Source organism: Kosmotoga sp. DU53, from assembly GCF_001639905.1.
Classification (GTDB): domain Bacteria; phylum Thermotogota; class Thermotogae; order Petrotogales; family Kosmotogaceae; genus Kosmotoga; species Kosmotoga olearia.
In genome coordinates this window covers 22215-34804 of the sequence record NZ_JGCK01000024.1, presented here as the reverse complement: position 1 = coordinate 34804, position 12590 = coordinate 22215, and the positions used below count along the sequence as shown (strand labels likewise).

The 12590-nt window shown below is 37.8% G+C and carries 12 protein-coding genes and 1 pseudogene; 7 read left to right on the top strand and 6 right to left on the bottom strand.

Features of this window, described 5'->3' with window-relative positions:
• The first annotated feature begins 3 nt into the window (after positions 1-3).
• The 6 genes and pseudogenes from DU53_RS03490 (at position 4) to cas2 (ending at position 6280) form a co-directional block, all read left to right on the top strand.
• Positions 4-2988, top strand: a complete 2985-nt coding sequence (locus tag DU53_RS03490; protein WP_063727522.1) for a hypothetical protein — start codon at positions 4-6, stop codon at positions 2986-2988.
• Positions 2985-3929, top strand: coding sequence for a type III-B CRISPR module RAMP protein Cmr4 (gene cmr4 / locus DU53_RS03485; RefSeq protein WP_063727521.1), 945 nt, complete (start codon positions 2985-2987; stop codon positions 3927-3929). Before DU53_RS03490 ends, cmr4 begins: the two co-directional genes overlap by 4 nt.
• Positions 3929-4327, top strand: a complete 399-nt coding sequence (locus DU53_RS03480; protein ID WP_063727518.1) for a hypothetical protein — start codon at positions 3929-3931, stop codon at positions 4325-4327. The genes cmr4 and DU53_RS03480 overlap by 1 nt, the downstream gene beginning before the upstream one ends.
• Complete coding sequence (locus DU53_RS03475; RefSeq protein WP_063727516.1) at positions 4327-5202, top strand: RAMP superfamily CRISPR-associated protein; 876 nt, start codon at positions 4327-4329, stop codon at positions 5200-5202. The genes DU53_RS03480 and DU53_RS03475 overlap by 1 nt, the downstream gene beginning before the upstream one ends.
• Positions 5203-5874: 672 nt before the next feature.
• Positions 5875-6009 (top strand): annotated as a pseudogene (locus DU53_RS12115) (subtype I-B CRISPR-associated endonuclease Cas1); the annotation flags it as partial.
• Between the two features lies 1 nt (position 6010).
• Complete coding sequence (gene cas2 / locus DU53_RS03470; RefSeq protein ID WP_063727514.1) at positions 6011-6280, top strand: CRISPR-associated endonuclease Cas2; 270 nt, start codon at positions 6011-6013, stop codon at positions 6278-6280.
• Between the two features lie 21 nt (positions 6281-6301).
• On the opposite strand, the gene DU53_RS03465 is transcribed toward cas2, so the two are convergent.
• The gene (locus DU53_RS03465; RefSeq protein WP_063727512.1) at positions 6302-8125 is read right to left on the bottom strand and encodes a diguanylate cyclase domain-containing protein; all 1824 of its coding nucleotides are present in this window, start codon (positions 8123-8125) and stop codon (positions 6302-6304) included.
• Between the two features lie 251 nt (positions 8126-8376).
• On the opposite strand from DU53_RS03465, the gene DU53_RS03460 reads away from it, so the two are divergent.
• Positions 8377-8853 (top strand): cupin domain-containing protein, encoded by a 477-nt coding sequence (locus DU53_RS03460; protein ID WP_063727510.1) that lies wholly within the window; start codon positions 8377-8379, stop codon positions 8851-8853.
• Between the two features lie 155 nt (positions 8854-9008).
• Here DU53_RS03460 and DU53_RS03455 read toward each other — a convergent pair whose 3' ends face one another.
• From DU53_RS03455 to DU53_RS03435, 5 genes are all read right to left on the bottom strand, one after another.
• Positions 9009-9812 (bottom strand): ABC transporter ATP-binding protein, encoded by an 804-nt coding sequence (locus DU53_RS03455; RefSeq protein WP_063727508.1) that lies wholly within the window; start codon positions 9810-9812, stop codon positions 9009-9011.
• Positions 9809-10375 (bottom strand): hypothetical protein, encoded by a 567-nt coding sequence (locus DU53_RS03450; RefSeq protein WP_063727506.1) that lies wholly within the window; start codon positions 10373-10375, stop codon positions 9809-9811. The genes DU53_RS03455 and DU53_RS03450 overlap by 4 nt, the downstream gene beginning before the upstream one ends.
• Positions 10368-10724: a GntR family transcriptional regulator gene (locus tag DU53_RS03445; RefSeq protein ID WP_012745154.1), complete on the bottom strand. Its 357-nt coding sequence runs from the start codon at positions 10722-10724 to the stop codon at positions 10368-10370. Before DU53_RS03445 ends, DU53_RS03450 begins: the two co-directional genes overlap by 8 nt.
• Positions 10725-10739: 15 nt before the next feature.
• Positions 10740-11765 (bottom strand): hypothetical protein, encoded by a 1026-nt coding sequence (locus DU53_RS03440; protein ID WP_063727504.1) that lies wholly within the window; start codon positions 11763-11765, stop codon positions 10740-10742.
• A gap of 131 nt (positions 11766-11896) precedes the next feature.
• Positions 11897-12505, bottom strand: coding sequence for a hypothetical protein (locus DU53_RS03435; RefSeq protein ID WP_063727502.1), 609 nt, complete (start codon positions 12503-12505; stop codon positions 11897-11899).
• Between the last annotated feature and the right edge of the window lie 85 nt (positions 12506-12590).

The window sequence follows — 12590 nt, the reverse complement described above, 5'->3', positions numbered from 1 at the left end:
AACATGAGCAAAGACCTAAAAATACTTAAGGATAATAAAGATAACCTACTGAAAATAGAGCTTGCTGGTTGGCTTCATGACATGTACAAATGTAGTGATGAATTCGTTGATAAACAATCATCCTCACCAACGCTTTCCATAGATGCTGATAAAGATTTTTTCTTTAATTCTATCAAGAATTTTGATATTTGCTTTCAAGGTGCTTTTAAAGAGAAAACGAATCTTTTTGAATTGATAGAGGAAGGTAGACCTGGAAACATTGCTAAAAATGAAAACTTTCCTTTGCTCGTTAAATATTTGGGAAGATCGCATGGTGCAGCACATATAGAAAAAGAAGAATCTAGGACTTCTACTGAGCTTACTGAGTTAAAAAGAAAGCAAAAGAGTCTTCATAACCAACGAGACCGTGTGCAAAATAATTTGAATAATTACCAGAAAAATGCAAGAAAGGCTTTAGAAAAAAAAGGCTTTATTCCTCCAAAATTGGAATCACTGTTAAATAGAAATGAGACAGAAATCAAACAAATAAATAAAGAGCTATCAGATATTCAAGAAAGAATTAATTCGCTGCTTGAAGAGCAAAAATACCAAGTAAAACAAAATAGTAGTTCAACTTTTATAAGCTCAGTTTTTGGGTATGAGTATAACAAGACCAGTAATCTCACAGCAAAGGTCGAAAAATTTCTTAAGAAAAAGCAAGTTTTTGAATCTGAAGATATAAATATTATACGTAGCCTTTTTTCCAAAGCTCTTGGCGATACACGTCGCCCTATTAATGAAATTACTCTTGAAGATTGGTCCTTTCTTGTTGCGACCTTGTTCAAATCAGCAGTCGCGGGAGCAATTCTTAGGGCTGAAAATGGAGATGAACCAGTTACAGCAAATAATCTAAAATGGAGATTTTTGTCGATCAGAATAGATAGCGAACAAGTTTTTAGTAACTCAGTTTCTATTTCAGATTTGCTAGCAAGGAAAAAATGGATCACTGAAGGATTGGATAGAATCAAGAAATTAATAGAAGAAGAATATCCAATGGGTAACGAAGTTTATCGAGACGACGATGGCAGCATTTTTGTAGTACCAGATATTAATGACATTTTGAAGTACAAAATATCAGATGTAAAGTCAGCATTTGGGCCCAATTCTGGGGTTACTTTTGAAGACGTCATTAGAGCAAACATTGGTTATGAAGGAGAGATAACTCCTGAAATCAAACTTTCCGAAAGCTGGTTTGGACAAAAACCTCCTGGTGAATCAGATCTAAAAGATGAGCTTCCACCAATAGGCAAAATAATAGGTAAAAAGCCAGTTTCCCCAGCAGATCCTATAAAGATTGCTTACTATTGGTCGAAAAATCAAAATAAACAAGTATGTAGAATATCATGGCTTAGGCCAGAGGATGATAGTATCAGGCATGTTTCAAAATTCTGGACAGATAAAATAAAAGGTAGAGCAAGAACATGGTTAAAAGAAAAGAACACAACCATATGGATAGATGAAATTGCTGATGCCACATCAAAAGTTGCTCTAATTTCTGCAAAGTTTGATATTGCAAACTGGATAAGTGAAACAGAGGATAAATTGAGTTTCATAAGAACTCTAAATTATGAAACTCCACCAACTTCAAAACACTACCAAGAATGCGCCAAAAACCCTTCATTTGCCCGGATACGGAGAGTTTGGGAGACAACAAGTAAGTTCTGGGATGAGACACTTGCTGAGATAAAAGAAGTCGTTGGGACGATAGATGCAAGGCTTATTGTCAAAGGCAAATTAAATAATCTTAATCATCTTAATGAAAATTCCGCTTATGAAGCCGAAGTTGATGGCACTAAGTTCACTGTATTCTTAACAAAGACTGTCCAAAGCGAAATCGAAGTTGCAAAACTCATAGTTATTGAGAATCTTAAGTTGCTTGCGCAAAAGATGCAATTAGGCGAAAAGCAAAACAATTATGATTTGATGGATAAAGTCTGGGGAAAAATCCATGATAAATGTATTAAACTTTATGATGCCGATGATCCTTTAAAAATATTAGCTAAGTTAAAAATCTGTGATCATGAAATTGATTCTTGTTCTTTTTCACCAGTGATAGAGATATCAAAAGCTCCAGAAAGATTCATGGTGCTTGTTCCGGCAAATAAGGCGCTGGAAGTTGCCAAAATGATAAAGAAAAAATACGAGAAAGAAATGGGCAAAGTTAGAAATCGGCTACCTATGAATCTTGGGATAGTGTATGCAAGATATCATACAGCACTTCCAGCAATTATAGATGCCGGACGCCGATTTATGCGATTAAATAATAAACAGGAAACTTGGAGGTTAGCAAAGCAACCGGATGAATTTCCTGATCATTTCAAATTGTCATTTGAAAATGGGCAGATTTGGAAAATCCCTTCAAAGATGGGGGATGGTTCAAAAGATATATGGTATCCGTATTTTTATGTTGTAAATAATGAAAAAGCTGAACTTGAAAATAGGTCTCTTTCTTTCAAAGGGCCATCTGGAGAGTGGTTGATTCATGTGTCAGAACTCATGATGGGTGATGAAATTCTCGTCATACCATCATATTTTGATTTTGAATACCTTTCTTCGGCTTCCCAGAGGTTTGAGATAAGCTATAACGATAAAAACAACAAAGTCCAAAGGCGTTCGGATAACAGAAAGCAGCGGCCATATTATCTCGACGATCTGGACGATATCGAAATGGTATGGGCAACACTTTCAACAAAACTCTCAAACAGCCAGATAAAGAAATTGAACAGCCTTGTAGAAAAAAAGCGAAGGGATTGGGCTAGCTCTTTGGAGGATAATGATGAAGTCTTCAAAGCTTATGTTGAGTATGTTGTTGACAATCTTAAATGGAAACCATCGCTCAGCAACGATGAAAGAAAGAAAATCATTGATTTCTGCGTGAATGGGAAGCTCTCTGATGTGCTGGAAATTCACATGAGCATATTAAAGGATAAAACGGGGGTGATAGAATGAACAATGAACTTTATAAAAAGAAGAAATTCATTTTCATGACACTTGACCCGATACATATAGGAACAGGTGGAACAAATTTGGGGATAGTTGATAACACAATAGTGAGAGAAGCTGGTTCAAATTTACCAATAATCCCAGGAACAAGCCTTTCAGGGGCTGCAAAAATGTACGCTGCGATGCTTATTGGCAACCTAGATGTTGCTGGACAAGCAGTAAAGAATAGCAATCCAAATAATCCAGTATCATATACCTTTGGTTATATAAATGGCTCCGGTTCTGAGCAATCGGGTAGAGCGGGTATGGTTAGCTTATCAGATGCAAGAATAATTCTGTTCCCAGTTTATTCACCGGAAGGAACAGTGTGGGTGACCACCAAGAATCTATTATGTGAAATTGGAATTGATGTCAAACCTTGTTTTGATGAAGAAAAGGCTTATCTCTTGAATGGCAATGCTGCAAAGGGAAAAATCAAAATTGGCTGGTTATACATCGATGTTGAAGGCATAAATGCTGAAGAGCCCAGTTTTGATGGGTTGAAAGAAAGCAATGACTGGAAACTTGTCAAAGATAGGATTTATATAGTCTCTGATAAGTTATTTACACGGATAGTCAATGATAATCTTGAAACAAGAACTTCTGTTGCGATAAATCCAGAAACAGGTGCTGCGGAGGATCGTGCTCTCTTCACTTATGAAGCTATTCCAAGAGCCACATGGTTGTACTCCACAGTTATTCAAGATGATTATTCTCCCGGGAAGTTTAAAAAGGTAATGATGGAATTTAAGAAAAATGGGAAGACAAATGAGATTATAAATAACTGGAAGTCACCCATGGATGTTGTTGAGGATGGGTTCAAAGTTATCGAATATCTTGGTATAGGTGGAATGGTCACAAGGGGCTTCGGTAGAATGAAACTGGTCTCTTCGGACGGTGATGATTAATGAAAAACCTTGATTACATTGCCGCGAAATCAGGAAATGAAATTCTCAACAAATTGAATGCGATAGATGCAAAAGAACTTGAAAAGCTCATTAATGATACTCTTTTAGTTCTTCATGGAGAAGGCGTCTACGCCAGTATTCTTTATCTATATGCACGGGATAAGAAAAAAGACCAAACAGCAGATAAAATTGTTAAAGAGCTACTTAGTACAGCAGGTAAAGCTTTGCAAATCGACCTTGGAAATTTGGACAAGGAAATACAATCGCCGGAAGATGCACTAAATCTAGTTAATGAAAAGATATGTAATAATACTGATTTTCTTTTCCTTGTGAAAGATCTCTGGGAGAGAACTCTTATCTATGCTCGATATGGAGCCAAAGCGAGGGTGAAAGAATAATGAGATGGAAAATGTATGAAGTTGTCTTTGAACTTCTTTCACCTCTGCATATAGGTAAGAGGAAGATCGGAAATCTTCAACAAACTAGATATTATGTTCCAGGCAGAACTCTTTGGGGGGCGTTGACAGCCAGAATGGCAAGAGATGATGGAAACTTTGATTATGAGAAAACCGGCAGAGATGTTGACGAGTTTCTTAGGTTCACTTACTTTTATCCTACAGATGATGACAAAAAAATAACCCTTTTTCCTTGGGGAGATCCTGATGAATTTGAATGGAAATATATACAAAGCTACGTTACCACTGCGCTGGATCCAAAAGTAAGGAAAGCTGATTATGGCAGCTTGCATGAAGCAGAATATATCGCTCCGAAAACGAGAAGAAATGAAAAGGTATATCTTCTTGGTTATATCTTTGAGAGGGATGATTGCAATCTTAATTGGAAAGAGGCACTACCAAAGCTTCTACTGGGCGGTGAAAGAACCTACGGCTGGGGAAGAGTAAGAGTATCGCAAAAAAGTTGCAAAAACACCAGCCAATTAGATTATTTTATGTGTAAGAAAGCTTCTTCAACAGGAAGCAATGGGTCAAACAATAAATATATATATGAGGTTGAACTTAATGATAAAGCACCTGTGATAAGAGTTCATGAATCTTGCCCGGTAATATCTCATGTACTTGCTGATGATCAGATAAATGATTATGTCGAATGTGGGAATATAGAACCTTTAGTTGGGCTTGAAACAAATACAAAAGATGGGAATTTCGGATCAAAAATCTCAGCAGCAAGAATATGTTGGACACCCGGAACCAAATTCAAAAAAGCATTTAACTTTTTGATATGTCAAAAAGGCATATGGAAGTTCGAATCATAATTTATTCAGTCGCAGTACCTGATTAGTAAAAATCATCAAGGGATCGACAGGAGTCTAGAAAATAGTAGTAGAGGAGTTCTGAAACACTTAGCTCTTTAATTCAAACTATACACTTAGAAGAAAGAATAAAGAAAATTACCGAAAAGGCATAGAAATCTGGTAAACTAGTTATGGAGTTAAACACAACAAACAGATACCAATAATTACAATTAATATTCATCAACTTTTTAAGTTCTATGTGCAAAGAAATTTTTTCTAAGGCCTTAATACAAAGTACCACTACTCAATTATTATACAAATCTTGCCGCATCTCATTTCAAAAATTACAGTTCCATCTGTAATATGTTTGTTTTCGTAACACTCTACCGAAAAATACGTTGAAACAGCATTTCTCCATTTGTCCCGATGATAGCGGGGTACCATATGAATGTCAGAAACCGAATTGAATTCAAGGAATTTATTTAACAACACGTAAGATAGCATACTTTGCCGTGTTTACCTTATTTGTCCTTGATCATAAAGTGTTCTTTAGTTTCCTTACTGGGTTCATCTAGCTAAGTGCATAGTTTGGAGAGCCGTATTATCGTTGATTTCCATGAGCCTTGTATCCCACCTATATGTAGTTTGTATGTGCTAATAAGGATAGGTATAGTAGGTTTCTACAGCAAAGGTGAAAAGCTAAAATCCACATTTAAACACCCACAGTTAAAAAGAAATGTCTCATACAGATATCTCATAAGGCTTGAGCTCTATAAGATAGAAAAACATATTACAGGGGAAAAAGAATATATCCCGTGGAGAGGTTAAAGTGTACGTTTTGATTGTGTACGACATAGGAGAGAAGCGGGTAAACAGAGTCTTGAAAGTTTGCCGCCGTTATCTAGATTGGGTACAAAACTCTGTACTTGAAGGCGAAATAACCAAAGCAAATCTTGAAACGTTGAAATCACAGCTAAAACGCATAATAAAAGTTGAAGAAGATTCTGTTCGAATATACAAGCTTCGGACTGAGAATGATGTTAATCTCGAAATACTCGGAATAGATAAAAAACAAGTATTTGATGATGGAATTATTTAAGGTACCACCAAAAACACGGATTCAATTCCTGTCATTTGAATTCTCCCGAATTCCTACGTGCCTATCTTCTCCGTTATTACATTTTAATCTTTTATCACGGTACATATTCATATCGGCATGTTTCAGAAGCTGGTCGATATTTTCACCATCGTCTGGAAATACGGCAACACCTATACTTCCACTGATTTTCACACTTTTGCCTCTGATGTTTATTGGTTTTTCTATAGCTTCAATTATGCGTTTAGCTACCTTTGCCGCATTTTCAGCATCTGTGTCCGGCAGTGCGAATACAAACTCGTCTCCTCCAAGGCGGGCGACAAGATCACTCTCTCTCAAACAGGATTTGAATCTTTTGGTAATTTTTTTGAGAACCAAATCGCCAACATCATGTCCGAATGTATCGTTTACTTCTTTGAAGTGATTCAAATCAAGATATAGAATACTTAAAGGTGACTTTCTCCGTTTTGCAAGAGCAATGTACTGTTTGACTCTTTCGGCGAATAAGCGACGGTTTGGCAGATCAGTTAAAGGATCGTGTTCAGACAGGAATTTCAATTGTTTCTTTTGTCTTCTAAGCTCCTCCTCTAGTTTTATTCTCTTCAAAAGAACGGCAACCTGCTGGCTGAATATCTTTGCCATTTCTATGGAATCTTCATCGAAAGCATTTGAGCTACTAAAACTGTCGAGGCAGAAATAAGCTACGGGTTCACCATTTATTTTGACCGGAATGGAAAGCATGGTTTTGATTTCATCAATGCGCCCGTACTTTTTCAGGATTTCCAATCTTTCAGGATCGAGATTTTGGTTTATACTAACGAGATCAGATACAATCAATACATTATCTGTATTTCCCTGCGCCAGTTCTTTCGGGCCGAAAAAGATTTTTTTCAGCTTTTTGAGATTGTATCCTACAGCAGCGCTGAGACGATAGACCCCCGTTTCATCTTTCACCAGAAGACTTCCAGCTTCAGCACCTGGAACTGCCTTAACCGCGTGTTCCACAAACCTTTGATATGGATTTTTGTCTAGTTCCATCTGGAGTATCTCGTTAACCATTTCTGTGAGAGTACGATGAAAAAAGGCAAAACGCTCCAGCCTCAGTTGATTCTTTTTTTGTTCAGTGATATCTCTTACCAGCATCAAAACTTCTTTTTCATTCAATGCCACTATTCTGGCTTCAAAATAACCGAGGCCTGCAGGGGTTTTCAATGAATATTCAACTGTTTGTACTTTATTGGTATCCAGTGCTTTTTCAATTCCTTTAAATAACTGCTCAAGGTGGTTTCTGTCAAATCCGGCATCCCTTATATTCTTACCTATCAGTTTTTCAGGGGATATTGCCAGTAAGTCTTCTCTGTCAGCTTTAAAATCCAGATAGGTACCGTCTCTTGAGATAACAAAGATCATATCAGGGATGGCGTTTAAGAGAGCCTGGTTTTTTCTCAGACTTTCCAGCAGCTTTTCCTGTGATTTTTTTAATTCCGTTATATCTCTATAAATACCAACTACCCCGACAACTTTTTTGCCATCATAGATAGGTGCACCAAGAACCGACACAGGAAAACGTGTTCCGTCTTTTCTTTGCCTTATGGTTTCGTTGCTTATGTTTTTTCCAGAGAGAGTGATTTTTGTTATTTGTTCAGCTTCCGCTCTTAATTCCGGATCCTTAGCAACTACATCATCCACTAAACGTCCAATAATTTCATCGCACTGATAACCAAACATTTCACAGAACTTCTGGTTTGCTCGAAGGATGCGATTTTTCCCATCGCAAATTACAATCCCTTCAGGGCTGCTTTCAAAGAGTTTCTCGAAATATCGGCGCTCCATTGGAAGTTTGTTCATTAAAATTTCCCCCCGCTTTTGTTTTAGAGCGAAACGATGAGTTATTTTCGCAAAGTCGTGCCAGATGGAACTTCTATTGTTTTTGATCCGAATTTTAAATACTAAAGAGAAAGAAAAAAAGTTTTCACGCTTGTGATATAAACTTTTATTTAAATTATACTACTTGATCCCCATAAAATTACTCTTACTGAAAAAAAAGAACGGTTTTGTGAACAGAAAACGTTGGACTATTCAAGTAAAGACTAGATGTTTTGCGCCAGATATACGAAGGGAAGTTCAACGCAATTACAGCTGCTGCGAAAGCCAATTATCTGGAGAAAGCGCCTCTGGACTGGAGATTTTCGAATAATAAAAAGATTACTCCTGATACTATTGCCCGATTCAATTATCTTGGTATGCACTTTTTCAACAGAAATAATCCTGAAAAGGTTTTGTTGGATGAAGAACATTCAAGGGTTGTTCATGGTGGACATGCTATAGGTTTGTACTATGCCACGGGGTTCAGAAGTGCCTGGTACATGTTGAAAAAGGGTGAGAGTTTGAATCAGGAGGGCGATACTAATCCATTTCATCAAGCGATGATTTTTATTGAGGGCAAAGGTTTTGCTAAGATTGGGGATAAGACTGTCGAGGTAAAAAAAGGCGAGTCGTATTACATTCCACCAAATACGAGTCACGTAGTCTGGACAGAAAGTGATGAACCATTGGTATTGATCTGGCTCGCCTGAGGAAAAGGTGCCTGATAAGCCATTATTTTCATAAGTTTTTAGGAAGTAAAAACGCCCTTCAGCAATTTATTTGCATGAAGGGCGTTTTGATCAAATTATCAAAGGGTAAAAGGGCTATCGTTGATCTGATTGTCGGAGGTGCTGTTTTCAAAAGGTTAGAATGCTTTCTTCCCTTGAAGGTAGCCCAGGACTATTTCTTTGAAGTTAGCGTATCTTCCGATGTTTTTATCGGTTTTTACGAGAATTTCGTCGTTTACCAGACCGATCAGTTCTCCATCATCTATGTTCTCGTTTCTTGAAACCATCCTGTGGATTTCTTTTGCTCTATCAATGGAATCAGTATAAAGGACATGACCTTCGAAGATTATCGCAAAAGATGAAGCGACTTCTTCCAGGTCGTATATTTCATGGGATGAAATAATCACGGTTTTTCCTTTCTGGACACTGTAATCTCTCAGTATATTGGTTACTTCTTCTCGTATTACGGGATCCAGATTTTGGGTGGGTTCATCGAGTATAAGCAAATCAGCATTGCTCGATACCACCAGCGCTAAGTTAAAAAGCGTTCTCATCCCCATGGAATAGGTTTCCACGGGTTGGTCCATGTTGAATCTGTAATGTACGGAGAAACTGTTGAATGTTTTATCCTGCCAATTCGGGTACAGCATTTTCCACATTTTTATATAATCTTCGCCTTTGAATCGCCTGAAAGTCAAACGGTCTTCAGTCATCACAGCTATTCCGGTTTTGAGCGGAGTGCAGAGTTCTTTTCCAAAGACATTTATTGAACCGCTTTCGGGTTTTAACTCTCCATAAAGGCATCTAAGCGTTGTGGTTTTTCCGGCACCATTTGGTCCGACCAGAGCAAATATCTCTCCTTCTTTTACAGAAAAACTTATGTCATTGAGTACAGGCTTTGTACCGAATTTTTTATTTATTCCTTTAATTTCTACGATCATTTTTGACCCCCCTTCTTTGTAAATATGAGATAGGAGATCAGCAATGTAGCTATTGCTACACCTGTAACTGCTAGCGATTTTCCCTGGTAAACCGGGCTAATATAGAAATAAGGATTTTCATAAGTTGAGCCAAGACCTCCCATAATAATGTCAAGAATAAATATGAGAAAAGGGATTCCAAAGTTGTCCAGGCCAGCGATTACACTGAGCATGGAAACCGCATAATAAAATCCAATAAAATTCAATGATCTCCACAAATTTATCCCTGTATAAATAAATCCGCGTCCAAAAAGTGCAGCTCCCAGAAACTCTGTTGAGGTGGTTATTCCAACAAGGAAAAGGAGTGAAATCCAGAAAAGCTCACCATGAGAATATGGTAAGGCCAGAAGGTTTGAAATCCTTTTGTTGTGTATGTCTGCAGGCAAAACGGTGGTAACCAGTAAAAATAAGAACAACATCCTGAATCCGTAGTTGGGAATGAGTAATCCTAAGGAGAAAACGGCTATTCTACCAGCTTTTTCGCTCATTTCTTTCATAAAATAGGCTTCTATTTTTTTAAGCATTTTTCCAAACCTCCTCCAGAAGTACTTTTGCCATCTCGAGATCTATACCTTTTTCTTTCAGTTCTGCTACCATTCTTTCTATGATCTCAATAGCTTCTTTTCCAACTTCATTTGTAACTTTCACAAAATATCCAACCCCATGTTCCGCTTCAAGCAAACCTTCAAATTGTAAGCGTTCCAGTGAGTGAAGCACTGTATTTGTATTTACTCCAAAAATATCAGCCATTTTTCTTACCGGGGGAAGACGATCACCGTCTTTCAATCGTCCCAATAGTATCTCTTTTTTGATGTCATTCATGATTTGAATATATGCCGGGACGCCGGAATGTTTGTCAACCTTTCGTAGCATGTCACCACGCTTCTTTCAATAATAGGATTTTGAAACATTTATAATTCCACTTGTGTTTATATCCAGGTTCCCGTTGTTATTGCGCGGGATATACAGCTTGAGATTACCTGCAAGACTATCGGCATTGATAAATCGCTTGCCTTTCCAGGTGTCCATGTAGGTTATTTTTGCGTTCATGCTTGTGGAGTTGATAATAATTTTTGAGGTTCCACGTAGGCTCGTTTTGATATTTACAGCCTGGCTGTTGTTGATGGTCAAATACTCAACTTCCATCTTGTTTTTGATCGATACGGCTACCATGCCGCTTAATATAATTGTCTTGCTTTTTATATCCCCTGTGATGCTACATGCTACTCCTTGCAGTATAATGTTTTCGGCGTTTATATAACCATCGATTTTTATAGCCTCACCTTCAATTTGCAGGGTGTCAGCTTGAAGTCCATCCGGGATTTCTACCGCAACCGCGTTTATTTTGATTGAAGAGTGGAAGTTTTTGGTGCCTAACACGATTCTTGCCGTTTTGTTTTTCCAGCTTTTTGGCATGTTTATGTGAAGTACATTGTTGTTGTCGTAATAGTATTCCAAGTCGTCAGGTATTAGAATTTTGTCACTTCGTGGATCGGCTTCTATTATGACTCCCACACTACTAATAACTAAATCAGAAGCATCATCAATGAAGATTTCTGGTTCCAATATTTCATTATATTTGGTTGAGTTTTTCAGATCAGGGTTGTAATCGTAGTCATAATTTTCAAAACGGGACAGGTTTTTTAAAAAACCCTGACTGTATAAGTTGTTGAGAAAAGAAAAATTTAGGTTCGTAAGCCCTTTGATTCCTGCAATTACGACTAAAGGTATCACAATCAGGATAATCGTGAGGGTAATAAAAAGTGTTTTGAATTTTTTCAGGCTTATTGCAAAGATTATGATACCAACTGTTGCGAGAAGTAGTTTAAATGTGAATACCGGTACAACTATTGCTAGCAATCCCAGAGCTGCTGCCAATGCTATTTTTAGAATCGTAGAGTAACGTTCGTTCATTGGAAGTACCTCCTCCAAGTGTTGTAGTGTTCTACTTTATTAGAACACTAATCAACTAGTTTGTCAAGAATTACCAAATAAAAAGCGGGAGCATTAGCTCCCGCTTTGACTGCTGAGAATTATTGAGTTACTTATTTACGGCAGTTTTTGGGACCAAATTCGTTCTGGACATTTTCAGGTGTTCCGAATCCATTGTCAGAACCTAACTTTCCAAAATAACTTCTCGTTCTTACCGTATTTCTGCTCTGAACGTTGGCCTGTGCGGTTCCAATGTTTTCCATGGGGGCGTTACCTGCCATTCGTTTCTGTGCCCAGACAACGGTTCCGTCTTCATCCCTGAGAACTACTTCGGTTCCACCAACATTTATGCTGTTCAATACTACGTAGCTTTCTGAATCGCCAACAACAAGTTTTCCTTCGATGCTGACGGTTACTCCAATTTCTAACTCGACACCGTCATATGACCAGATTGGACCGGTGTGAACCACATAGATACTTCCGTCCTCCGCTTCAACGGTTATTTCTACGGAAGCGTCAAAGTTGATTTCAACGATAGTTCCATCGATGGTTATTTCCTCACTGTTGGTACAAGTACAATCTGTGTCACTGTACTGATGGAGAGGCTGGAAATCACCCTGAGAAGAATCAGCTTGATGTCCTCCGAGTCCTCCAAACGCAAAGATACTTGCACTTACAATGAGAATAGCCACCAACGTTGTGATAAGAAAGCTCTTTTTCATATCTTTCACCTCCATAATGATGTTATTGATGCTAACCTTCGACTCTATGATAGGAGGTAAATCTTAAAAAGAAATTAGACAATTC

Coding starts and splice junctions, on each gene's coding strand:
- DU53_RS03445 (WP_012745154.1), bottom strand. CDS start 10,724: ATGCTACGAAAGGTTGACAAACATTCCGGCGTCCCGGCATATATTCAA.
- DU53_RS03455 (WP_063727508.1), bottom strand. CDS start 9,812: ATGATCGTAGAAATTAAAGGAATAAATAAAAAATTCGGTACAAAGCCT.
- DU53_RS03465 (WP_063727512.1), bottom strand. CDS start 8,125: ATGAACAAACTTCCAATGGAGCGCCGATATTTCGAGAAACTCTTTGAA.
- DU53_RS03490 (WP_063727522.1), top strand. CDS start 4: ATGAGCAAAGACCTAAAAATACTTAAGGATAATAAAGATAACCTACTG.
- DU53_RS03475 (WP_063727516.1), top strand. CDS start 4,327: ATGAGATGGAAAATGTATGAAGTTGTCTTTGAACTTCTTTCACCTCTG.
- DU53_RS03440 (WP_063727504.1), bottom strand. CDS start 11,765: ATGAACGAACGTTACTCTACGATTCTAAAAATAGCATTGGCAGCAGCT.
- DU53_RS03450 (WP_063727506.1), bottom strand. CDS start 10,375: ATGCTTAAAAAAATAGAAGCCTATTTTATGAAAGAAATGAGCGAAAAA.
- DU53_RS03480 (WP_063727518.1), top strand. CDS start 3,929: ATGAAAAACCTTGATTACATTGCCGCGAAATCAGGAAATGAAATTCTC.
- DU53_RS03435 (WP_063727502.1), bottom strand. CDS start 12,505: ATGAAAAAGAGCTTTCTTATCACAACGTTGGTGGCTATTCTCATTGTA.
- cmr4 (WP_063727521.1), top strand. CDS start 2,985: ATGAACAATGAACTTTATAAAAAGAAGAAATTCATTTTCATGACACTT.